Source organism: Carnobacterium divergens (assembly GCF_900258435.1).
Taxonomy (GTDB): domain Bacteria; phylum Bacillota; class Bacilli; order Lactobacillales; family Carnobacteriaceae; genus Carnobacterium; species Carnobacterium divergens_A.
On record NZ_LT992558.1, the window covers coordinates 2,663,258 to 2,687,512 of the forward strand.

Genomic DNA, 24,255 nt, shown 5'->3' on the forward strand with positions numbered 1-24,255 from the left:
ATCCGCTTACATCTTGATATTCTTTTCTCCTGATTCAACTTTTATGATACACTTAAATTAGAAAATCAGCTGATGAAAGAAGGAAAAATAGTGACTCAAAATCAAGAAATCGCAGTCGTCGGTGCTGGAATCGTAGGCGCGACAACGGCTTTTTATTTAGCAAAAAAAGGCTATTCCGTCACCATTTATGATGAAGGCATAGGTCAAGCAACTGCCGCTGCTGCCGGTATCATTTGTCCATGGTTGTCTCAACGACGAAATAAAAAATGGTATCATCTAGCAGCAAGTGGGGCAAAATTTTATCCTGAATTAATGACGGATCTTGGAGAATCTTTAACGGACTCAGCCATGTATCAACAAGTGGGAACGTTGTTGTTTAAAAAAAATGAAAAACTTCTTTTAAAATTAGAAAAATTAGCAACAGAACGTAGAGAAACGGCTCCTGAGATAGGCGATTTAACGATTGTTGCTAGCCAACAGTTACAAGACTACTTACCGATTTTGGAAAGTTCTCAAGCTGCTTTATTTGCAAGCGGAGGCGCTCGAGTAGATGGCGAATTGCTGACTAGAAAACTCATTGAGGAAGCCCTTAAATTAGGCGCAACGTTTCAACAAGGAAAGGTTGCTTTAACAATTGACGCAAAAAATCAGTTTTTTGTTCAATCGAAGAAATATGCACAGGTCGTTCTTGCCGTTGGCGCTTGGTTGCCTGAACTCTTAGAGCCACTTGGGTTTACAGTAGATATTCGCCCACAAAAAGGGCAACTCCTTTGTTTAGAAATCCCAGAAGAAACCTCGAACTGGCCCGTGGTAATGCCCGATGGTGAAAAGGATATTATTCCCTTTAACAATGGCAAAATCATCGTAGGCGCAACTCACGAAAATGATAAAGGCTATGATTTAACCCCCACAGCACCAGAGCTGCAATTAATGCTAAGAGAAGCAAGTGAATTAGCGCCTTCATTAAAACAAGCGACTCACGTATCCACCAAGGTTGGAACAAGAGCGTATACTTCTGACTTTGCCCCTTTTTTTGGTCAAGTTTTAGAATGTCCTCAACTCTATGTTGCAAGTGGATTAGGTTCTTCTGGTTTAACGACTGGACCTATTATTGGAAAAATGCTCGCACAAGCAATTCACCAAGAAGAAACCGAATTGGATTTTGCAGATTATCCAGTTGCTGATTATGTTGCAAAAAGAAAAAAATAAACTGGTTTTATCGGATGTATAAAAAAAGAAACCTTGTAGTGACAATGCCACTCTACAAGGTTTCTTTTTTATCTCAACAACAGGATTCCATTCACACCATTCAATATAATCACAAAAATAACAACAACTTGATAGATTTTTAAGACAACTTGTTCAGAAAATAGTCCACTTAATTTAGCACCCATAAAACCACCTACAATCGCTGCAGGGATAATCCAGTACAACATCGTTAAATCATATTGACTATATCTTCCAGAAATACCAATAATGCCTAATTTAGCAAGTTGTGAAAAGAAAATTGTAATAATAGAATACACCGTCGCATCCTTAATATCCAAGCCAAAACAAAGCATCAGTAGCGCTACATTGATGGGGCCACCACCAATTCCTAAAAACGTGGATAATCCACCTAGAAATATACCTATCAAAAGATAAATTACGATAGATTGAAAAGCGAACGTTGACCACTTTTGTTTCGTATAGAGCAATGCAAACAGCAAAGATGCGATTGTTACCAAAATCTGTAGCCATTGGACAGCGCTCTCTCCATCAAATAAAAGCAATGTCCCTTCAAACAAACCATTGCCTAAAAAACCGCCCAATACCGAACCTATCGATAGCGCAAGCACAGGAATAAGCTGAACCTTAATACCTTGATTTAGTTGCTTAATAGTCGAAACAATTGCCATTGTAAAAACAGCCATACTTGAATAAAACGAAATCGCACTTAAACTATGAGCACCAATTGCATCTAACAAAGGCTTAATCATCACGCCTCCACCCATACCTGAAATAGCACCAATCGTATTCGCAAAAAGAATGATAAGAAAATAAATAAGTCCCGTCATGTTTAACCTCTCCTTCATCAAACACTCTTACTTATTATCCTATCATTTTTCCTTACATTATTCAGTAGTTTAAATTTTCTTAAGTCAATGCAATGTCTCTTTTCTTAAAGATAAACATAGTTACAAGATAAATAACTACGCTATAGCCTAGTAAGGCAATGCTTGTTTGCATCAAACTCAATTCTCCCGGCATCACGCCACCTTGTGAAAAAGTATTTACATTCAAGAGGTTGAAAATACTCCATTTTAAAATAGGCCATTTTGGAATAGCTATCATTAACATTCCGTTAATAATGGTGCTAGCAAAGACGGTTAGCATTCCAATTCCAACAGCTAATGCTTGTGAGCGGAAAACTGCGGAAATCATTAACGAAATCGCGCTGTAAAAAACAATCAATAAATAATTGGTTGCAGCTAACATCCCTGCTGCTTTGATTGCTGAGACTGCTCCTAAACTTGCTGAAGCAGGCAACATAAAGGATTGTATCGGGAATAAAATCAATCCTACAATCCCAGCACTAAGCATCGTAAACAATGTAATAAATGCACCAAATAACAAACAAACAATCAATTTAGACAATAGAATCTGACTGCGTTTAAAGGGACGAATCAATAGCAATTTAATCGTTCCGTCACTAAATTCAGATGCAACTGAAATACTGGCAACGATTACTACCACCATATTCACAATACTTAACATCCCTGCTAATCCTGCAAAGAAAGAACCTGCTGATTGACCACCATTATTTGATGTAATCGGTGTGACACCACTTTCATAATACTTCTCATAATAAGCAAGTTCATTTTTAGCACTTTTTAGCTCTTCTGGATAATCCAGTTTCTCTTTTTTTGACGCCATTAAATAACGATCACGACTAAGTAACATCGCGTCTTCCAGTTTGGTAACTGGTTTTCCCTCGTCATCAAAAGTAAAAAGCGGTTCATCTTTTTCCAGTGTTTTTGTTACAGATTTCCCATTTTCTTCAACTGTATACTCAGCTGATTGTTGAGAAAAATAAACTTGTAAACTTCCTGCAGCTAACGTTAAAACAAAAATCAAACCAAGATACACATAAAATGATTTTCTAAAGATCAATTTTCTCGTTTCATTCACAACCAAATTTATCATTTTAAGCTTCCTCCTTTAGTGAGTTCTAAAAATCGCTCTTCAAGATTGGCTTTATGCGGTGTGATGCCGTAAAAAGATATTCCCACTTGAACACCATGTTCAATCAACGCAGGTATCTGATCTTTTTCAATTTCAATTGTCAGCATATCTCCTTCAGTTTGAAGAATTGACAGTCCCATTAAAGCAACTTCTCTTTGTAGCAGCGTTTGTTGTGGCGTCTCAATTGTTACTTGAATTCTTCCAATGTTTGAAGCTGCTTCTGCTAGATTTTCAATATGTGTTACTTTTCCTCGTTCAATAATTATAATTCGATTTGCTAATAATTCCATTTCAGATAATAAATGACTTGAAATCAAAATACTCGTTCCGTCTTTAGCAATCTCTTCAATTAATTGTCTGAAATCATACATTCCTTTAGGATCTAATCCATTTAGCGGTTCATCTAAAATTAACAATGCTGGGCGGTGTAGAAGTGCTTGGGCAATTCCTAAACGCTGACGCATTCCTAATGAGTAAGTTTTTACTTTTTGATGAATCGTTTCGGTTAAACGAACTCTGGTCACCACTTCCATAATCATTTCATCGGTTATTTTTCTAGGACTCATTCTAGCAAATTGCTTTAAGTTTTCCCAACCAGATAAATAGTTATAAAATTCGGGATTCTCAATAATTGCTCCTACATTTTCCATACATTTATTAAATTCTTTATCTAAGTCATTCGACGCAATTTCTACAGTACCTTTGTTGCGGCTAATAAGCCCTGTCAACATTCTAATAATCGTTGTTTTCCCAGCTCCATTAGGTCCGAGTAAACCAACTATTTCACCTTTTTGGACGGTAATCGCTACATTGTCAACAATTAGCTTTTTCCCAACACGTTTCGTTAATTCTCTTGCAACCAACACATTCTCTTGCATAACTCCTCCTCCATTCATTTCACGATATTTTAAGTATACCAAACTTCTGCTTTTTTCATGACAATCTCTAGTTGGAACTTTGCCTACTCCTTAAGACCTATTTTAGAATAGCAAGGATAGCTTTTTTATTTTTATTATTTTTACTAATTTTATCTTAAGGCCACTAAAAGCAATATATATATTGCTTATCCTCTGATTTAGTGTATACTTAGTCTTATAAATATCTCCCGTTCTTTAATACCCAGAAAGTTGGAAAATGATGAAAAATGAAAACTTAAAGCACGCACGTCTAGAAAAAAAGCTTTCCCAACAAGAATTAGCTCAACTCGTGGGTGCAACAAGGCAGACAATTGGCTTGATTGAACTAGGAAAGTATAACCCCTCTTTACACCTGTGTTTAGCCATTTGTTACGCTTTGGAACAAAAATTAGATGCTTTATTTTGGAAGGAGTCTGATAGAACATGACATTAGCACAATTATTAATGAAGAGGTTCAATAAAAAGGAAAGTGACGCACTTGATGAACGAGAGTCAAAAGAATACCTAAAAGCTTTAGAAATTAGTTTCACGGGATTACTACTGACTGCTACCATAGGTTCCATTTTATTAGATACTTTAAAAACCCAGTGGGGTTACACTATTCCCCTCACTTATTTTCAGCTATTTATGTTACCTATTTGTATAGCAAATGCTTATATTTGTTTTTATTTGGCTAAACAAGCCATCGTGCCACCAACAGCATCTGCTATTTTTACGCTATTTGTTCTGCCGATAACCTGTTTAGGCTTAGGTCTAGATTTGCTCTTCATTTTAAAGATTGATTCGTTAGTCTTGGCAATTCTACTCTTCCCTCTGATTGTTGCCGCACCTTTTCTACTGTATTTCCTATTAAAAATAGTCTATCAACATGGGGTTAAAAAAATGGAACGTCACTTATTAGAGCTCTAAATAAAAAACAACGGACACAAAAGTCTTTAAAACTTTTGTGTCCGTTGTTTTTTTATGCATGTAATTAAACACCTGTATTGTCTTTCTTGAATGGACCATATTCACCAGTAATTGGATCCATTTTTTCTAATCCTCCAGTTGAAGGCGTGTATTGGAACATTCCAACCATATTTGAAATTTCAGTTCCATCTACGGTATGAGCATGTCTGATTTCAACTTGGAACAAATCAGCATTTTCTTTGGTTACATAGTATTGATTATCTGTATACGAATAGCCAGTCAAACCCGATACTGCTGTAATAATTTTTATTTTTTCACTATCTGGGTTTGTAGCAGCCGAGCTGTCACTACTTGCGGCACTGCTATCTGACGAGCTAGAAGAGTCAATCGTTCCAGTGGTGGCTTTTTCGCTGTCTGATTTTTGCGCTAACCAAGCAGCAATCTCATCATCCGTTGCTTGTTTGATGTCTTTTCCAGTTGCTTTTTTAAATTCAGCCGCAGCAAGTTCAGAATTGCGTTCTGTTTTATATTTTGAGCTTGTTGTGGCTTGTTGTTGCTGTTGTTGTTCTTTAACTAACGCTGCTTGCGCTTGATTGATTTTCACTTTTAGTGCTTCTGCTTCTTGTTTTAATGAGTTAAAGTTAGCTGCAGTTAAATCTTTTGCTAACAATTCATCAATAGTTCCAGCCGCATCGTCTAATTTACCTGCATCAAATTGTTTCTTACTTGTATCGTACAAAGCTTGATAGACTTCTTTATTCGTTGTAGCTTCTATTTTAGCTAATAGGCTTTCTCCAGCTTTGATTAAATCGTTTGACCCTTTTTTCTCGTTCACCACGTTCGTTGCCTCGGTTTTAGCTTGATCTAATTTTTCAGCCTTAAAATCACTTTCTGCTTTAATATAATTTTTAGTCTGATCTAAGAATGTTGTTGCTTTTGTGTCCTTTTCTTTGTAACTTAAGGCTTTTTCAAATGATTTTTCTGCCTCAGTATAGTCTTTATTACTAATTGCTAATTGTCCCTCGCGCATTGCTGTATCATACTGATCGTTCTTAGATGTGGTAGCTTCTCCGCTCCCATTGTTACAAGCCGCTAATACAAAAAGACTCATAACCATTACCAACACAACACTTACTTTATTTTTTACCTGTTTCATTTTATCGTCTCCTCCCATAACATCATTCTTTTTATACTTTTATTATACCTTATTTAACTTCGCAACCCTTTCAATATCCCTTAAAATTAAAAAAATCTTACTAATTCGTTCTGTCATGCTCGCTAATAGTTTAATTAAAACACTGATAAAATGGGTTTTTATAAAAAAAAACAGTTTATTTGTGATTTATTTCACTTACATAAGTTACATAAGTTTAACTTAATTACATATTGTTCACTATTTCACATACTCGCAGTATGATAAGAGTGTTCAAAGGACATGGCCGTGTTTGACGCAATTGAAATTATAACAAAATCGTTTGTGATTAAAAATACATTATAAATTTGGAGGAACAAAAAATGAACCTTGGTGAAATTATCAAAACTACTTTAACCGATATGAATATTATTAGTGCTATCACTTCAACTGTCTTTATCATTATGCTTGGCTTCTTTTGCAGAAAGAAAGGAATTTTTTCAGCAGAAGTTGGGAAATTACTTTCTAAAGTCGTTTTAACTGTTGCCCTTCCTGCCTTAGCTTTTAACGCTTTTATGCAAGATATTGATCCTGACACATTAAAACAAGGTATGAACGTTTTGATTTGGGGAATTGCAATCTATATTATCTTGATTTTCGTTTCAAAACCATTTTTCCTTAGCTACAAAGGAGATAAACAAGATACTTTACGTGTTTTAACTATTTTCGGCTCTACAACATTCTTTGGAACACCTATCGTAAGTGCCATCTACGGACCAGTTGGTGTGATGTTCAGTTCAATCTTTAACATTGGTTACCGTATCTTCCTTTATTCATATGGCTACATTAAAATGAGTGGCTTAAAAATGGAACTTAAAAATATTAAAACAATGTTCTTAAACCCAATCGTTATCGCTACATTCGCTGGACTTTTCATCTGGATTTTCCAAGGTTACTTGCCACAAGTAACTGTTGCTGGTATTGATGGTGGAGCTGCTCATCAAGTGGCGTTCCTACGTATCGACCAAACTGCATTATGGTTATTCAAACCTATGACTTATCTTGCTGGACTTGCTTCACCTCTTGCTTGGTTATCCATTGGTTCAACTCTTGGCGAAGTAAGTTTCAAAAAAGCTGCTTCTGATAAAACTTCTTGGTACTACAGTGTTGTCAAAGTAATCTTAGTCCCTGCAATTAACATCGTATTACTAGCTCTACTAACTGTCACTCATATTTTACCAGTAAGCTACGAAGCTCTTGCTACGATCGTAATTATGATGGCTACACCAACTGCAACGGTTGCTGCTGCTTATGCCATTAGCTTTGACAAAGATGCCTTACTTGCCTCAAATGCTTCTCTAATTTCCACTGTTACGGCTGTTGTAATGACACCTATCTGGATTGTTATTTTAGAAGTAATCAGTAAAACTGGCTTATTTTAAACCTTATTAAAACAACTTTAAATAAAAATTAACGGAGGAATTTATCATGACTATTCAAATCGCTTGTTACGGAGTACGCCCAAATGAAGTAGCTTTCTTCAATAACTTAAACAAATACAACTTCAACTTAACGTTGATTGAAGACTTATTAACACATGACAATATTGAAACTGCTGAACATCATGAAGCTGTGTTACTACGTGGAAACTGTGTTGCTGATCGTCAAAACATTGAAAAAATGGCCCAATATGGTGTGAAATATTTATTCACTAGAACGGTTGGCTTTAATCATATCGATTTAGAAGCAGCTAGTGAATACAATATGGAAGTAGCTCGTGTCCCTTCTTATTCACCAAATGCAATCGCTGAACTTTCATTGACTTTAGCAATGATGTTATTACGCCACACCGCTTACGCTACCATGAGAACAGCCAACAAAAACTTTATCGTTGATAGCGAAATGTTTAGTCGTGAAATTCGTAATTGTACCGTTGGAATTATCGGAACGGGTAAAATTGGTTTAACTGAAGCAAAATTATTCAAAGGCTTAGGCGCTAAAGTAATTGGTTACGATGTCTTTGAAAGTGACGCTGCAAAAGAAGTTCTTGAATTTAAAGATTTAGATACTTTATTAGCAGAAAGTGACGTTGTCAGCATGCACGTTCCTTACTTCCCTGGACAAAATGATAAAATGATCAATGCAGACTTTTTAGGAAAAATGAAAAATGATGCCATTTTAATCAACACTGCTCGCGGTGAATTGCAAGATGATGACGCCATTTTAGCAGCACTTGAAGCAAATGAATTAGCTGGTTTTGGAACAGATGTCTTTGCTAATGAAAAAGACTTATTCTTTAAAGAATTCGCTCCTTGGGAACCACTTCCAAGTCCAACTGTTCAACGTTTAGTCGATATGTATCCTCGTGTGCTTGTAACTCCTCATATCGGTTCAAATACAGACGAAGCTTTATCAAACATGATTGAAACAAGTTTTGATAACTTCAACGATATTTTAACAACCGGACAAACTGAAAACAATGTTCCTTTGCCAACAATGGCTTAAAAAAACGACTCTTTCAAATTGAAAGAGTCGTTTTTTTTATAAATATTTTTCAATGACTTGTTGTTGGTCTTTATTTTTCTTATAAAGCGTGATAGGGCGCCCTACTTCACGGTATTCCATTTCCTCTGTCAGGTAACCAATTTCAGCTAAAAAAGCGAGGTATTTTTTGGTAGATATTCTAGATAATCCTACTTTACTAGCAAGTGATTCCGTTGAAAAATGAACTTTTTCTTGGTTAATTTGAGCTTGAATTTTTTTCAATGTTAATTTTGACAAGCCTTTGGGTAGGTCTTCGTGCGCTTGTGTAGCCCGTTGCTCTGAAAGCTGACCTACATTAAAAAATTTATCTAAACGCGTTTGATTGGTTTTTTCATCTTCTTGAAACACCTTGTTTAGCTCCAAGTATTTAGTAAAGGCTACTTTAAAGCGTTCAAAAGTAAATGGCTTGATTAAATAATCCACCACACCATAATATATCGCTTCTTTAACCGTAGCCACATCATTGGCAGCCGTGATTAGGATAACAGATAGTTCTTTTTTTGTTTCATGCAGTTCTGCTAAAAACTCAATGCCTGTCATCCCCGGCAAGTAAACATCTAATAGCAACAAATCAACCGTTTCATGATCAAGAATCACTCTAGCATCTGCAACGTTTCGGACATTTCCAACGATTTCAACTGCCGAAAGCTGTTGAATGTATTGCTGATTCAACATCGCTACCATCGGATCATCTTCAATTATTAAGACTTTGGTCACTCTTCTTCCCCCATTTCATACGGTAATTCAATATAAAAACGTGTTCCTTGTGGTTCATTTGTCGTTACTTCAATAAATCCTTGATGATTCGTCACAATTTTTTGAATGAGATTTAAGCCGAATCCACGATGCTCACCTTTTGTTGAAAAGCCTCTTTTAAACATCTTTTCTTTTATTTCAAGTGGAATACCAACACCTGTATCGGTTACTTGAATAATAAAAATTTCTCCTTCTAAATCATAATTCAATAAAAGTTCTACGGTTTTTAACTCTTGGTTTATCACGGCCTCTTTAGCGTTATCGAGAAGATTCCCTAAAATTTGCAATAAAATATGAATACTGTTGCCCATTTTAAGTTCTGGTAAATAAGAGGCTTCAGCTAGTACAATATCTACATCTTGTTCTTTTGCCTCATTGATTTTCCCAAGGATAAAGCCTGCTACTGCAGGGACTTTGATTTTTTCTGTTACAAATCCAACTTCTTCTTGGTAGTCATAGCTTAACTGTTGAATAAACCCGGTTACTTCCTCATATTTTTGTAATTCAATTAAGCCTAAGATTACATGCATCTTATTCATAAATTCATGGGTTTGTGCTCGTAATGAATCAATATATTGTTGCGTTCCGCTAAGCTCATGAATCATATGTTGCATTTCTGACTGATCTCTAAAGGTGGCCACTGCTCCATAAAAATTCCCCTCAATAAACATCGGTGCAATACTTGCAATCACTTCTAAACCATTTAAATAAAGAACTTGATCTTTTATTTTTACATGTGTATTAAAAATTTCTTCAAATAAAACCGTGTATAAGTGCTCTTCTAGTGGTTGATTTACAGCAACGTCCATTTGAAGGTTCATTTTTTTGAACATCTGGGTAGCCTCACGATTCACTAGCATTACGTTTTTATAGGCATCAATCGCTACGATCCCTTCACTAACCTCGTCTTCAATAATTTCTTTTTCACCTAAACGGGTTGCAATTTCACTTGGTTCTAAACCGAATAAGATTAATTTTACTTTTTGAGCTAAGAAGATTGCGCCTACAACGCCTACAATCAATCCTAACAATAAGCCAATTAGAATCTTACTTTGAGCTGCTTCTACTTCTTTATTCACTGTTGCAAGTGTCAACCCTACGCAAACGACACCAATTACCTCTCCTTGATCGTTTTTCACGGGGCTAAAGTAACGAATCCCATCTCCTAAAACACCCTCTTGAACAGAATAATGTCCCTTACCCGACAGTGTTTTTTTTGCATCTGCTAAGTTTGAAAAGGGTTGTCCGATTACTGTTGCATCGGGATGAGAAAGCCGAATCAAGTCTTTATTTAGAACAACTACAAAATCAACATTGGTCATTTTTGACACTTCTAATGAAAAGTCTTGTAAAGTATTGTTAGAAACGGTTCCCGTAATACCACCTTGAACCTCTGTATTTGCAGCAACCAGATTCGCTACGGTTGCAATCTTTTCTTTCGTATTCGCATATTCTTTTTCGACAACGTAATTGCGAATTAAGATAGCCGATACAATTAATGATACAACCGTCGCACACACGACTACAAAAATAATCGTACTTTGCAATGAGAGCTTACGGCTATTTCGATATTTAATCATTGACTCTTTTCGCTGTTTTTTCCCCATTGAATACCACCTACTCTACGCATTCTTCTTAACAATAGTACCGAATTGTCTGATAATTAGCAACTCATTGAACCACGAATTATTATGTTGTTATTTATTAATAATTATCACTGCAATTCTTCTATAATAAAAGACGTCTTTTTTGATAAATTAGTGAATATTTTATCCTACAGTAACTTACTTGCATTTAGATTACAAATTCATCATACTAGATCATTTTTCTTTTATTTTAAACTAATTTTCTATATACTATTACTGAATACAATGTTTTAGAAAAAGAGGAGGTCTCTGTTATGTTTAAAAATTTTATGAATGAGTTTAAAGAATTTGCGTTACGTGGAAACGTACTTGACTTAGCTGTTGGGGTTGTTATCGGGGGGGCTTTTAGTGCCATCGTCACTTCATTAGTAAAAAATATCATCACGCCTTTAATTGGAATTATCTTAGGTGGACATGATATTTCTGGTTTAATGGTTAAAGTGGGAACTGCTGAATTAACTTACGGTGCTTTCTTACAATCAATTATTGATTTCGTTATTATTGCATTTGCTATTTTTATCTTTATTAAACTAATCAATACACTTACTACTAAATTCAAAAAACCTACTGAAGAAGTGGTTGAAGAACCTGCCATTGAAGCTTCTGAAGAATACTTGAAAGAAATTCGTGATTTACTAGCTTTACAAGCTAAAAACAATCAACAAAACTAAAAAAAAAGTTTGCTTTAATTAAATTTAAAGCAAACTTTTTTTTAGGAATCGAGTAGTCTCTTATCATCATGCCAAGAACCATACATTTTATTCAGTTTTGTATTTTCAATCAATCTAGTTAGTCTTTTCTCAAATAAATCCGTTTCTTTTTTATTGCTTTGGATTGTATCGATACGAATTCTTTGATATAACTCAGGAAAGGCTGTGAAATTTTTATAAACTTCTAAGTCTTCTTTTAAACGTCGAAGGATTTGTTCATCTATTACAAAAGAAGACGGATCCATGTTTGGAAGTACTTTTGCACCAAAATCAGTCATCAATCCTTGTTTCTCTAATCTTCGAACACGTTCTTTATTTAATTCTGTCCAATTGCTTTTGGTTGATCTTGGACTTAATCGTTGAACTAGTTGTCCATCTAATTTCTTTTTAATTCCATCAATCCACCCAAAACACAACGCTTCTTCTACAGCATCTAAATAGAGCAGTTTATTGACTTCAGGTTGAATACTTACCGTTATCCAACAATACTTAGCTGTTTCACAATTAGTTATCAGCCAATCACGTAATTCCTGCCTACTTGTAACTTTGAGTATGTTATCTATTTTCATCCTCTTACCTTTCGTACTTAAAATTATTCTTTCCTTTAAGTTTATCATAATAACTGAACTCTATACATCTGTTTTAGCTCTATTTAACTAAAAAAGAGACTTGAAAAAATCAAGTCCCTTCTTTATTAAAAATACTTTAAATCGCTTTCCAAACAATTGAAGTAGCTAAACCTGGCTCTTCTCCTTTAGTCCACCACTGTGCTTGGTAGCCTTTTCCTTTGTAGGTAACCTTATCCCCTGCGACATAGGTTTTGGTTGCATCCCATTCATTACTTGGAACTTCAGGACCTTCTATCGTTTTCACCGAAAGTAATGTACTCCCTAATGATATGTTTCCCGCACGATCGGTTGCTTTGATTTGATAACTGTAACTAGTAGCTGGTTTTAAACCGCTATCGCTGTATGTTGTCCCCTTTGCAGTTCCAACGATGACGCCATCGCGTAGAATTTGGTAACTTGTCACGCCAATATTGTCTGTTGATGCTGTCCAATCCAACTGAACTTGGTTAGCGGTTATGTTACTCGCTTTTACATTCGTTGGAGCTGATGGCTTTTCCGTATCTGCCACACCTCCACCACCGTTAATCAATGTATCATACGCTTTTGAAAATCCTTGATTGTAAGCAACGCCATTGACATCCTTGCCTAAATCCCAGTTAATCGACCAAGTCATCAGCCCTTTAATAGGATTGCCGTCTTTTTTTAATTGATCAAAGACGTTATACACTACTTGTGGATCTTTAACATAACCTGATGCTCCTGCATCATTATTAGCTGGTAAACCGATTGCTAATTTTGAAGCTGGAATTTGTAAGAAGCCTCGTGTCCCATGAATTAAAGAATCTGCCATATAATAAAGAAATTCATATTTATAAGCATCATCATTTTGGGTGACCCATTTGCTGATTTCATCTACCCAAACACCATCTCCACCTTGGTTGTACAATTGTGGTGCGATAAAATCATACTCATCTTTTAATGAAGTTAAATAAGATTCATACGCATTTCCAGGTTTTAAATAAGGGAATTCTGGTGCCATGCTAATAATAAAGTTTTGATTTTGAGCTTTGTAATGTGCTTTCACGATTTTTAGAGCTTTAGGAATAACCGTTTTGTTATCTCCTGCTGTAATGGCTGCTTGTTCTAAATCGATATCAATTCCATCAAAGCCATAGGTTTCGACTAAACGAATCAGTTCATTTGCAAATGCTGTTTCATCGCCATTTTTTAATTGCACATGAGCATCCGCTCCACCTAATGAAATCAAAACCGGTTTGCCCGCTTTATTTAGTTCTCCGACTTGCTGGCGAAATTCTGCATCTGTTCCTTTGTAAGGTTTAAAAGTTGGAATTCCTTCCCCTTTCATAAAGGCTACTGCAACAACATTATATGCGTCTGGTGTATCTCTCAATGCAATTTCTGCTGAAGAACCACGTTTATATCCATCATTAGGATTGGCTTGCCAGTTATGCCAAAATCCCATTAAAATCTGTTTATTTTCAATACTTGGCATGACTGAAGCATCATCTGCCGCATTTACCTTTAATTGCTGAACTAAAAATAAAGAACATGCTGTTACTCCTAAAATTAATCCTTTTTTAAACAAGTTTCCCTTTTTCATTCTCAAAACTCCTTATCAACTTTTATTTTTTAAAAGCGCTTTCAACAGTCATGTTATAATAAAAAAAATAAATTGTCAAAATTTAAGACAAAATTCTATTACTATTTTAAGCTATATTGCCAATCGATTAGTATACCAATTTACAACCACATTAATTATCATTTCAACTTCTAATTAATTTATCCTTCATTATATATAGACCAATTTTTCTATTAATCAATTTTATTTTCAGAATTTTTTCAGTTAATAAAAAATTAGAATCATACTTTTTTCTATTTTATAAAAAAAGAGGAAATCCTTATTCAAATGATTGTTTTTAAGGTATACTTATTGAAGATAAAATAACTAATTTATAAATAAATACTCTCTACTAGTACTATTTTTATCTACATATAAAACAACCAAAAGGAGACTTACTACTTATGAAGCACTTTAAAAATGTCTTTGAACTGTATCGTTTAGATTGGCAACGTATTTTTAAAAATCCCTTTGCCTTTCTTTTAATTGTTGCCATGATTATTATCCCCTCACTCTACGCATGGTTTAACATCGCGGCTCTATGGGATCCGTATAGCAATACGAGTGAATTAAAAATTGCCGTTTATAGTGCAGATAAAACCGCTTCGATTAAAGACACAAAAATCAATATTGGCGATAAATTAATTGCCTCTCTTCACGACAATCACAATTTAGGTTGGGAATTTGTGGACTCAAAGAAAGAGCTAGATAAAGGAGTAAAAAGTGGCAAGTTTTATGCCGGAATTTACATTCCAAAAACTTTTTCTGCTGATTTATTAAGTTTTGTTAAGGGGGATATCAAAAAACCAACCATTGATTACAGCGTCAATGAAAAAATCAATGCGATTGCGCCTAAAATAACTGATAAAGGCGCTTCCACATTACAAGAAACTATTTCTCAAGAGTTTGTGTCGACCGTCAGTAAAACAGTGGTCTCTGAGTTTAACGCCATTGGTATTGACTTAGATAATAATTTGCCAGCTATTACAAAAATTTCAAATCTTGTTCTCGATTTAAATAATAACTTAGACACAATAGACGGCTACACAAAAGAAGTGGTTGACCTTCAAGGAAAAATGCCAGAAATGAAAGACAAATTGGCTAAAGCAAATGAGTTTATTGATTATTTACCAGAAATTAACCAAGTTACCCAAAAGGTTGTTGAGGTCAATCAGTTGCTTCCTCAATTTGATCGAACTGGCGAACTCATTTTATCTCTACAAACAAAAATCCCAGAAATTCAAAATGCTGGAACCCAACTTGCAAAAATCGATCAAGATTTTGACGGAATCGCCAATACTTTAAATGAAGGTATTACTGAAGCTAATGGTGCTTTAAGCATTATTTCTGATGTTCAAAAAATTCTACCTGACGTCACTAAATTAGGTGAGCAGGCAAGTGGTATGGTCTCTACTGTAAAGGAAATTTTACCCAAGTTAAAACAAGCTTTTGCGGCAATTAAAACGGCGATTGATTCTGGACTGAATGTCATAACGAATATTGCTTCAACGGTTAAAGAGGTTGTCTCTTCCTTACAAACTTTTATTGACAAAGCAGAATTAACCCCTGAAGATAAAGCCACTATCAAACAAATTTTAAATCGTCTAAGTGAAAACTTAACATCAGCAAATGCTTTAATTGGCAATTTGATTGATAATTTAACACAATTGCAAACCGCAGCGGGCAATCAAGATTTAGCGCCCGTTATTGAAGACCTAAAAAAAGTCCAAACGGCGCTCCAATCCCTCCAACAGAAAGTACAAAAACTTTATGATACCATTGATACCTTAACAACCGAACAAATCAAACAGCAATTAACTGAAATCAGCAATTCGGCTGACGCCTTTATCAATGCTGTTTCAGTCGTTGAAAATGCAGGAATTAGTGACAAAGTAGACCGTTTAATAACACAATTAAGCGATGCTTTAGATAACGCAGGCAATGTATTAAACTCTGCAAATACAGAAATTCCAACTATCGATGGCCTGCTAACGAGTACCTCTGGTACGATTACAAATGCCATTGCTTATTTACAAAAATACCAACAAGAACTACCTGCTTTAAAACAAGAAATTCATGATGCAAACACGATTTTAAATGGCAATATGGATTTAATTATCGGTGGCATTAACAAGGGTGCTGATTTTTATAAAAATGATTTTCCAGGCATCAAAGAGCATTTAAACAAGGCCACCGCCTTTATCCAAAATGATTTGCCTGGGGTTGAAAGTGATTTAACTAAAACACTTTCAATGGTGAACGAGAAATTCCCTGATGTTGAAACAGCCTTAAACGCAGCTAGCGAACTTATTACAAACGATTGGCCTTCTATTCGAACAGGAATTGAAAAAGCAGCTACCGTTGTAAAAGAACAGCAACAAAATGTTGATTTAGGCGAAATCATCAAGCTACTCAAGGCTGATGCAAATGCTGAAAGTGATTTCTTATCCAAACCTGTTCAGATGAAACAACATTCTTTCTATCCAATTCCTAATTATGGATCGGCTAGTGCGCCTTTCTATACAGCTCTTTGTCTATGGGTGGGAGGCTTACTTTTTTCAAATATTGCTAGTACAGAATTTGTCCTGTCGGATAAAGATAAAAAGCGCTTTTCAAAAAGAGAACAATATTCAGCACGTATGTTAAGCTTCCTATCCGTTGGCTTTTTCCAAGCGTTGATTGTTGCTTTAGGCAATCTCTACTTGCTACACACCTATACTGCTGAAAAAGGCTGGTTTGTTTTGATGACCATCTTTGTTGGTCTCGTCTTTATGTCGATTTTATACATTCTCGCTGCTGTCTTTGGAAATCTCGGAAAAGGTGTGGGAATTATCTTACTTGTCCTCTCGATTTCAGGAGGTGGTGGAAACTTCCCAATTGAATTATCCGGGAAATTTTTCCAAATGATTAATCCCTTGTTGCCCTTTACTTACGCAGTTAACCTCTTACGAGAACCTGTTGGTGGTATTTACTGGGCAAATGCTTGGACGTACATTACCGTCCTGTTGCTGTTTGGGTTAGTCATTGGCATCTTTGGAATTATTTTCCAACCTTATATTAGCGTCTACGTTAAACGATTGCATGCAGCCGTTAATGAAAGTAAATTTTTCCATTAATCGTTTTTATAATAACAAAAAAACACGTTTCCTTTTATAAAATAGGAAACGTGTTTTTAACTTTTTTAATTACATTGCTACCATTCTTTTGCTACTAATCCCTCATCCCACAAATCCATATTTAGCACTGTCACTTCTGGGCCAATTGTTTTTTTTATAAACTCTTTCATTTCAGAAAAATTTAATTCATTTTTTAGCACAATAGTTCGATTCGTAAACCATTTCTCCCGACGAGGGCTAGCTGGGACTTCTAGGCTTACTAAATAGACAAAGCAATCGTCCCAATTTTGTTCGATTCTCATGGTTTTCCTCCTATTTTATCCATCATGCAACTTAGTATTGAGTTATTGATTGCGTTCTTGCTGTTTCATTTTTTGTGCATTTCTCTTTCTTTTAGCGTTTCTTCTTCTTTGCTCTTTTTTTCTTTGCTCTTCTCGTTTTTGTTTTTCCTTCTTTTTCTTTCTTATAATAAACCAAATTAAAAAGATCGCAATTAAAATTAATAAACTACCAATTAAGATATACAACCATGTATAATCTTTTTTGACGGTGACATCTTTTTCATTAAAGGCTTTAGCTACTTCTGATTTGATGGTGAAATCTTTTTTAAATTTCCAAGTTTCTCCCATTGATTTTGCAGTCATTGACAACGTGTAGTCTCCTGCTTTTAATTTTTCACCGTTTAAAGATACCGGATAGTCAAATGACGTATTGGGCGCCATTTGCATTCCTTCTTTTTTTGAAGCATATAAAACTTCTTTGTCCCCTTTTTTTGTTACTTTTGAATCAATTGATAATTGATTCATATATTTAGGTTTTGTATTTTGAAGCGTTGCATTAATGACGTTTCGCGCATTGACTTGATTAGGTGCAACTTTTTCTAATGTTAATTCTGAATCAACTTGTGTTTCTGATTCATTTAAGACTACCGCCACCACATATGCATATTTATTTTCAATTGCTAAGCCTTGACCTTCTTGTTTTTTCTTTTCTTCATGGGTATCTTTTTCTTTTAAAGTAATTCCGCCAGCTAATATACCGTTAAATCCGTCCTTAGGAACTTCAACTGTTAACTCCAAATCCGTTGCACCATTTGCTGGAATCGTAACCTCTTTGACTGCTGGTTTCACGATTTCCTCAATATTGTATTGACTTGTTTTATTTAATTTTGTGTTTGATTCCCCATATTCAACTACACCATTGATATTCGTAGTTGCTGCATGAACAGAAGGCTCTACCGTCACTTCCTTATCAGTGTCATTACGCATATGAACTTTTAACACTTGCTTCTCTTCAGGTTTCACACGCAAATCAAAATAAGTTTTTGATAAATCGTTTTGATTTTCTGGAATAATAGGTTCGACACTAAATTTTAATTGCGAAGCATTTACTTGCGGAATCAAACTGAGCACTCCAATAAAAATAATACATAAAAATGCAATTTTTTTCTTTAAATTTGACACAAACATTTCCTCCTAATAGTTAAACAAAATAACCATAGGAACCCATCAAAAAATGGATTCCTACAGAAATTTTTTTAATTAATTGCCTGGTGTTTCTGGTTCTGTATTACCTGGTACATCTGTTAATGTCCAAGTTAAGGTTGTTTTGTATGTGTCTGCATCCTTAACAGTAGCTCCTGGTACACTTAGTTCAATGCTTTCTGCCATTGTTGAAACATCTCCTGAGCGATAAACCCATGTACCAAAACCTTCTCCTTTAGAAGCTGCCATCACATTTTCAGCGACACCCGTTCCATCAGCTTTTAATGAAAATGATTTTTTCACTGTACTTGGTGCTTTAGAGCTTGATGCTGAGGCTACTTCACCATTATTGAATGTAATTTCAGCTCCAACTAATTCTCTGCTTTCTTTTACAGATTTAAATTGACCATTTTGTTTTACGCTTAATGCCCAGCCTTTTTCACCACCACGTTTATCCGTAACTTGTGCATAATTAGGTACTGGATTTTTTGTATCAATTTCTCCATCCGCACCTCTTAAAAATTGTGGTTTTGCAAAATAGGATTGATTTTTATTTGAAATCAATTGTTCGCCAAAATCTAAACTTGACGCATAATCTAAACTCAATGGTCCATTTGTACCTGGCTCAACTGGTTTTTCTGGATCTGTTGGGTCTACTGGTTTTACTGGATCGGTTGGATCTGGATCAGTTGGGTCTGTTGGATCAGTTGGTGATTCGTCTTCAATAAATTTTACTTGTGCATTTGTGTCGCGATTTGCTGGAATAGGGCCTGGTGCTGCTGAAACATGACCCACTCCACTTAATAATAATGTACTGAATAAAACAGTTCCTACGGTTGCTAATTTTAATGATTTCATTTTTTCATTTCTCCTCTGTTTTTGACTAATTATTAGTTTTTTGTATTAAACTTCAGGTGTTTCAGTATTTCCTGGAACATCTGTTAATGTCCAAGTTAATTTTGTATCGTATTTTACTGCATCTTTAGCGGTTGTTCCTGGAACAGATAAAGTAATCGCTTTATTTTTCTTAACAGATTGTCCATCAATTTCCATTTCTTCTACTTTCCCAAAACGATCTACCCAAGTTCCGGCACCTGCTCCTTTATCTGCAGTCATTACTTTTGTTACTGTATTTGGTGTTAAAGCCATATCAACTGTTTTTGGGGCAATTACATTCTCGACTGTTGAAGCAGCTTCACCTTGTGTAAAGGAAATTTGTGATCCAGTTAATTCTTTGTTTAAAGTTTTTTCATTTTTAAATTGTCCTTCTTGTTTAACTGTTAATGTCCAACCACCATTGTTCCCGCGTTTATCTGTAATTTGTACGTAATTTGGTCTTGCAGTTGATTCATCAAAATCTGAAAGATCTTCATTCCATAAATATTGTGGATTTGCATAGTACATTTCATCTTTATTTGTAATTTTATTTTTCCCAAAATCTAAACTTGACGCAAAATCAATACTTAAAGGTCCATCTGTACCAGGATTTGGTTTGTGATCTGGTGTTGTTGGGTCCCATGGGTTTACAGGTTTATTGGGATCTGGGTTTTCTGGATCAACTGGGTCTGTTGGGCTATCATCAGGTACAAATTCTACTATACCACCACTTTGATACGTTCTTACATAGTCTTCTCCACTTTCGTCTGCTGCTAATGCTTGCACTCCTGTTCCTGCTAAAGTAGCAAGAATCATTGCTGTTGTTGTACCATATTTAACTAATTTCATAATGAAATTCCTCCTGAGATTTTTTTTATTTATACTAATTAATAGCACAGCCGTTGATAATAAACTGCCACCTATTAATAATAAATAACTATCATTAGTCTCGCCTGTTTGCGGCAATTTTGTTAATTGCCCTTCTTCATTTCTTATCTCTCCATTTTGATTACTCGATGGAGGAACAAGTTGATTTGGATTATCAAAATCCGAATCTGGATATTCATATTCCCCATAAAATCCCACTCCACTATTAGAGTCGTAAGACTTTTTTTCAGTTGCATTAACACTTGTATAAGTAAAAAGTGCTCCGATTACTAAAACCACTATAATGAGAATTTTTTTACTCATTTTAGTCCCCCCTATCCATTTCCTGGAACATCTTGCAATGTCCATTGTATTGAAGTAGAATATTTCTCTGCATAAGGTTTTCCAGCTTTCACATCTAATACAGGACCTTCTTCTACTCCTTTCCAATTACTTGAAATATCAATTGGCTGACTGTCAGTTGTCTTTTTATCCATTATCGGAATTGCATCACCAACACTGAAAGTATAATCTTGTCCGTTACTGTAATAATGCAATGCATCTTTTAATTCGTGATTAGAATCACTAGATAAACTTTCTAATAAAGTTGCGCGCATTGACCACTCACTTCCACTACCTCGACTATCTTGTACAATAAGCGCATCTTCTTTAACTTGTGTTGAATATTTTTGATCTTTTGTTAAAATCTTTAAATCGTCCCCGTAATCTAATAATTGGGGCGCTGAAACAAAGATTAATTTCCCAGCATCTTCAATAATCATTGTCGATACTTCATTAGAAAGTGCTTTGTAAAAAATAGCATTTGTGTTGTATACCCCTTCGACGGTTGTTTGTCCTTTTACAAGTACACCTGGTGTGACATCCGTTTTAACAGTTGCATCGAATTCAAATAGAATATCCTCAGCGCTCACTACTTCTTGGTTAAGATTTGCCTCAACAACTTTATCAGTAGCATTAAAATGCCCTTCACCAATTACAGAACCATCTTTTGTTTTTAAGGTAATATTGGTTGGATTTTCTAAATTAGGATCTAGTGGTTGTTTGAAGATTAAGGTTTTATATTTGATAGGGCCCGTCATTTTTTTATATTTATTCTCTACTTCTTGATCTCCTTGCGTAAACATACCTGGTACACCTTGAAATCCCATACTAATAGAAGGATTCCATGTATATGAACTTTCATAATCATAACCTGGTATTATAGGTATTTTAAGAGATTCAGTATCAATATAGGTTCCCACTTGACCTCTTATAACCTTGGACTCTTGAATTTCATTTTTGTTCTCATCAATATAACGAATCGTTACAGTAGACATTTCCGATTTAGGATTGGCTACGACTATTTTATCAGCTACATTTTTGATTTCAGCATTTTCACCCTTTAGTGTTGTGATATAATGCAATGACTCACCTGTTTTTGCATTTTCGGCAACTTCTCCTGTTTTAGTTAAAACCTGCTCAATAATCTCCTTTGGTTTAACAATTTTCGTTTCTACTTCATTAGAATCTATCGGTGCAATTGGAATTTCTCCTTGATAAGAACCTTGGAAATTTGTTTTTTCTTTTACAAAACTGTCTATTTTCGCATTTTGTTTAACAGTCGCATTGTATTCAAAATAAATATTTTCTTTACTGCTGGTAATTTTAAGTGAATTCGTTAAAATCCGATTCTTCTCCTCGTTATAACCCCCACTTCCTAAAATCACTCCAGATTCATTTTTAATTATCACATTACTAATGTTTTCTAAATTTGGATCTATTTTTGCAATAAAGGCCATAAAATTATAATCCTTTTCTTTTCCTTCATTACTAACCGTTGTCCGATAATTTAATTTTTCTCCTGGAAGTGCAGTCTCCGCTCTTGTTCCATCTTCATGAAATACTTCTTCTTGGACTTTTGGAGAAATTGGTGGGTCAACTGGAGATGGTGGTTCTTCTCCTGCATCCTCATCAATCGATAAATCTAAACTACCTGACCCAACTTCTTTTGGACCTAATTCTTTAGAGTTCCATCTTAATGCAAAAACAGGATGTTTCAGCGGATATTGGTACCCCACAGGTTCTATTTGATCCCAGGGCTGATAGGGATTTTCATAACCTTCTCCTTGAAGTTTATTTAGCCATTCTTGTTTATTAATACCATTCCAATAGGCTATTTTAGAATTTGCTTGACCTCCTGGATCTATTTCCACTAAATTCCCTACTTTAATTGCTGTAGGTCCACTTTCATCAGGATACATATTGTTCATATAAAAATAAATACGCGCTGCTAACTTATCTGCTGGTACCGGAGTCGATTGATTAAAATACAACCCGTTCTCAGCAAATGAGTGCAATTTTGAGTTCTTATGTGCACCACCAATGTCCACGTGCATTCCATAAGTGAGTGCATAGTGTTTTGTATTATAACTATTATTTATATAAGAAACTCTATATTTAATTCGGCCACTAGTAGTGTTAACAACTTCACCATGTATTCTTACAGGCTGATAATCCATAATTTGAGTTGTATATTTGTCTGAAGTCGGTGAACGTCCCATAAATCCATATGCAACGATTTCATTGTCTTTAATATATTCAGATACCATAATAGTGTTGCTAACCCCATAGTTTTTTACACTTCCGCTATCTATCACAGGGCCATTTTCATTATTCATTTCACCAATATCAAAATTAGCATCTGAATATTTTTGACTTGAAGTCTGATCGTAATCATATGAAAAAACTTTTTGTTTTTCTTCATTTCCTGTTCTTTTTTTCACCCCAATCATCATTGGGGATAGAAGTGGTATTTTATTATCCCCATTATTAATTGGTGCATTCATATTTCCAGTTGTTGCGAAACTGTCAGTCCTATAGTTGTAGGTCGCAGTTAATCCTACATGTCCTAAAAACATATAGTAGTTTCGTTTTTGAGTATCAAATACTCCACCGTTGAGTTTCACTGGAGTATTTACAGAAACTTTTTTAAAAGTTGATAAATCAAGCCCATCATCGTTTAAAAGATTCCAATCGAAATATGGGGTATTCGCTCTGGAATTACTTTCTGTTGGAATTTTATTTTCTTCCTGCGTTGTATTTGCCATTTCTTTTTCTTCAGTAACTTCTTTTTCAGAATCATTTAGAGTAGAAGTGTCCGTTTGTTCAGATAGGTCATCTTTTTTAGATTCAGGTATTATAGGTTGTAAGTCAGCTTCATCTTCTTCCTCTATTTTTTCTTCTGAAGATACCTCAGCAATTTTTTCTTTAATGTCAATGGGGACAATCTTTTCTGAACCATTTGCATCTGAAATTTTAACTTCATACTGACCAGCTAACGTCAATTCGTTTTTCATTTTTATTGTCATTGGATAGGTAGCTTCTTTCGGTAAGGTAACTTTCCAACGTCCATCCAAAAATTCTATATTGTTAATCAGTCCATTATTGAATTCAATCAGATCCGTTGAATTCATTAAAAAGGCTTCTGGTAACTCTATATAAAAATAATTTTCGAATAACTCTTTATTTATAGTTATATCCATTTCATACTCGTCCCCAGCATGAATCTCTGTCTGAATAGGACTAACAATAACATTTAACTCATCCGCTTTTATTTGTTCTTGCTTATCTTGATTTTTCCATATCCAACAACCAATTAACACTAAGGCAACCGTTAATAAAAATAAATGCTTCTTTACTTTCTTCATGAGTAATTCCCCCTTTACTTGTCTACTAAACAATTATTTATGGAGCACTACAAAAAAAGAATTATCAAAATTACTAAATATTGATTTGATAAGAATCTTAAGCGATAAAAATCAACAAAAAAGAGTGTCGTGGAAACAATTGTTTCCACGACACTCTT

General features: G+C 34.9%; 20 protein-coding genes and 1 pseudogene. 7 read left to right on the forward strand and 14 right to left on the reverse strand.

Features of this window, described 5'->3' with window-relative positions:
• Nucleotides 1-90: 90 nt before the first annotated feature.
• Nucleotides 91-1,209 carry an NAD(P)/FAD-dependent oxidoreductase gene (locus CDIMF43_RS13370; protein ID WP_233218331.1) on the forward strand — a complete coding sequence of 373 codons (1,119 nt, stop codon included), beginning with the start codon at nucleotides 91-93 and terminating at the stop codon, nucleotides 1,207-1,209.
• A gap of 68 nt (nucleotides 1,210-1,277) precedes the next feature.
• Here the strand turns inward: CDIMF43_RS13370 and CDIMF43_RS13375 are convergent, their stop codons facing one another.
• The 3 genes from CDIMF43_RS13375 to CDIMF43_RS13385 form a co-directional block, all read right to left on the reverse strand.
• Nucleotides 1,278-2,057 (reverse strand): sulfite exporter TauE/SafE family protein, encoded by a 780-nt coding sequence (locus CDIMF43_RS13375; protein ID WP_109842288.1) that lies wholly within the window; start codon nucleotides 2,055-2,057, stop codon nucleotides 1,278-1,280.
• Between the two features lie 79 nt (nucleotides 2,058-2,136).
• Complete coding sequence (locus CDIMF43_RS13380) at nucleotides 2,137-3,186, reverse strand: ABC transporter permease (protein WP_109842289.1); 1,050 nt, start codon at nucleotides 3,184-3,186, stop codon at nucleotides 2,137-2,139.
• Nucleotides 3,183-4,103 carry an ABC transporter ATP-binding protein gene (locus CDIMF43_RS13385; protein WP_109842290.1) on the reverse strand — a complete coding sequence of 307 codons (921 nt, stop codon included), beginning with the start codon at nucleotides 4,101-4,103 and terminating at the stop codon, nucleotides 3,183-3,185. The genes CDIMF43_RS13380 and CDIMF43_RS13385 overlap by 4 nt, the downstream gene beginning before the upstream one ends.
• A gap of 256 nt (nucleotides 4,104-4,359) precedes the next feature.
• Here CDIMF43_RS13385 and CDIMF43_RS13390 point away from each other — a divergent pair, with 256 nt between their 5' ends.
• Nucleotides 4,360-4,569: a helix-turn-helix transcriptional regulator gene (locus CDIMF43_RS13390; protein WP_199198173.1), complete on the forward strand. Its 210-nt coding sequence runs from the start codon at nucleotides 4,360-4,362 to the stop codon at nucleotides 4,567-4,569.
• Nucleotides 4,566-5,051: a hypothetical protein gene (locus tag CDIMF43_RS13395; protein ID WP_109842291.1), complete on the forward strand. Its 486-nt coding sequence runs from the start codon at nucleotides 4,566-4,568 to the stop codon at nucleotides 5,049-5,051. The genes CDIMF43_RS13390 and CDIMF43_RS13395 overlap by 4 nt, the downstream gene beginning before the upstream one ends.
• A 64-nt stretch (nucleotides 5,052-5,115) precedes the next feature.
• On the opposite strand, the gene CDIMF43_RS13400 is transcribed toward CDIMF43_RS13395, so the two are convergent.
• The gene (locus tag CDIMF43_RS13400) at nucleotides 5,116-6,207 is read right to left on the reverse strand and encodes a hypothetical protein (protein ID WP_109842292.1); all 1,092 of its coding nucleotides are present in this window, start codon (nucleotides 6,205-6,207) and stop codon (nucleotides 5,116-5,118) included.
• A gap of 359 nt (nucleotides 6,208-6,566) precedes the next feature.
• Between CDIMF43_RS13400 and CDIMF43_RS13405 the strand changes: the two genes are divergently transcribed.
• Both CDIMF43_RS13405 and CDIMF43_RS13410 read left to right on the forward strand, forming a co-directional pair.
• Nucleotides 6,567-7,625, forward strand: a complete 1,059-nt coding sequence (locus CDIMF43_RS13405; protein ID WP_034568178.1) for an AEC family transporter — start codon at nucleotides 6,567-6,569, stop codon at nucleotides 7,623-7,625.
• 52 nt (nucleotides 7,626-7,677) lie between these two features.
• Nucleotides 7,678-8,688: a 2-hydroxyacid dehydrogenase gene (locus CDIMF43_RS13410; RefSeq protein ID WP_252850141.1), complete on the forward strand. Its 1,011-nt coding sequence runs from the start codon at nucleotides 7,678-7,680 to the stop codon at nucleotides 8,686-8,688.
• 36 nt (nucleotides 8,689-8,724) lie between these two features.
• On the opposite strand, the gene CDIMF43_RS13415 is transcribed toward CDIMF43_RS13410, so the two are convergent.
• Nucleotides 8,725-9,444, reverse strand: coding sequence for a response regulator (locus tag CDIMF43_RS13415; RefSeq protein ID WP_074401484.1), 720 nt, complete (start codon nucleotides 9,442-9,444; stop codon nucleotides 8,725-8,727).
• Complete coding sequence (locus tag CDIMF43_RS13420; protein ID WP_233218332.1) at nucleotides 9,441-11,090, reverse strand: ATP-binding protein; 1,650 nt, start codon at nucleotides 11,088-11,090, stop codon at nucleotides 9,441-9,443. The genes CDIMF43_RS13415 and CDIMF43_RS13420 overlap by 4 nt, the downstream gene beginning before the upstream one ends.
• Nucleotides 11,091-11,383: 293 nt before the next feature.
• Here CDIMF43_RS13420 and mscL point away from each other — a divergent pair, with 293 nt between their 5' ends.
• A complete protein-coding gene (gene mscL / locus CDIMF43_RS13425) occupies nucleotides 11,384-11,800 on the forward strand; it encodes a large conductance mechanosensitive channel protein MscL (RefSeq protein ID WP_074401483.1) in 417 nt (138 codons plus the stop codon).
• A 41-nt stretch (nucleotides 11,801-11,841) separates the two neighbouring features.
• Here mscL and CDIMF43_RS13430 read toward each other — a convergent pair whose 3' ends face one another.
• Together CDIMF43_RS13430 and CDIMF43_RS13435 are read right to left on the reverse strand one after the other, a co-directional pair.
• Nucleotides 11,842-12,408: a YdeI/OmpD-associated family protein gene (locus tag CDIMF43_RS13430; protein WP_109842390.1), complete on the reverse strand. Its 567-nt coding sequence runs from the start codon at nucleotides 12,406-12,408 to the stop codon at nucleotides 11,842-11,844.
• 136 nt (nucleotides 12,409-12,544) lie between these two features.
• On the reverse strand, nucleotides 12,545-14,029 hold the full coding sequence (locus tag CDIMF43_RS13435; RefSeq protein WP_109842293.1) for a glycosyl hydrolase family 18 protein: 1,485 nt from the start codon (nucleotides 14,027-14,029) through the stop codon (nucleotides 12,545-12,547).
• A gap of 422 nt (nucleotides 14,030-14,451) precedes the next feature.
• Between CDIMF43_RS13435 and CDIMF43_RS13440 the strand changes: the two genes are divergently transcribed.
• Entirely contained in the window at nucleotides 14,452-17,163 is a 2,712-nt protein-coding gene (locus CDIMF43_RS13440) for a YhgE/Pip domain-containing protein (RefSeq protein WP_109842294.1), read from the forward strand.
• A gap of 77 nt (nucleotides 17,164-17,240) precedes the next feature.
• Here the strand turns inward: CDIMF43_RS13440 and CDIMF43_RS13445 are convergent, their stop codons facing one another.
• The 6 genes and pseudogenes from CDIMF43_RS13445 to CDIMF43_RS13465 form a co-directional block, all read right to left on the reverse strand.
• Entirely contained in the window at nucleotides 17,241-17,465 is a 225-nt protein-coding gene (locus CDIMF43_RS13445) for a hypothetical protein (protein ID WP_074401480.1), read from the reverse strand.
• 42 nt (nucleotides 17,466-17,507) lie between these two features.
• Nucleotides 17,508-18,626: a DUF916 and DUF3324 domain-containing protein gene (locus tag CDIMF43_RS13450; RefSeq protein ID WP_233218333.1), complete on the reverse strand. Its 1,119-nt coding sequence runs from the start codon at nucleotides 18,624-18,626 to the stop codon at nucleotides 17,508-17,510.
• 78 nt (nucleotides 18,627-18,704) lie between these two features.
• Complete coding sequence (locus tag CDIMF43_RS13455) at nucleotides 18,705-19,505, reverse strand: WxL domain-containing protein (protein ID WP_074401478.1); 801 nt, start codon at nucleotides 19,503-19,505, stop codon at nucleotides 18,705-18,707.
• Nucleotides 19,506-19,550: 45 nt separating this feature from the next.
• Nucleotides 19,551-20,372: a WxL domain-containing protein gene (locus CDIMF43_RS13460; RefSeq protein WP_152877953.1), complete on the reverse strand. Its 822-nt coding sequence runs from the start codon at nucleotides 20,370-20,372 to the stop codon at nucleotides 19,551-19,553.
• Nucleotides 20,373-20,402: 30 nt separating this feature from the next.
• Nucleotides 20,403-20,759: pseudogene (locus tag CDIMF43_RS13850) on the reverse strand (LPXTG cell wall anchor domain-containing protein); the annotation flags it as partial.
• Nucleotides 20,726-24,097: a MucBP domain-containing protein gene (locus CDIMF43_RS13465; protein WP_109842297.1), complete on the reverse strand. Its 3,372-nt coding sequence runs from the start codon at nucleotides 24,095-24,097 to the stop codon at nucleotides 20,726-20,728. The gene CDIMF43_RS13465 and the pseudogene CDIMF43_RS13850, both read right to left, overlap by 34 nt.
• Nucleotides 24,098-24,255: the final 158 nt, after the last annotated feature.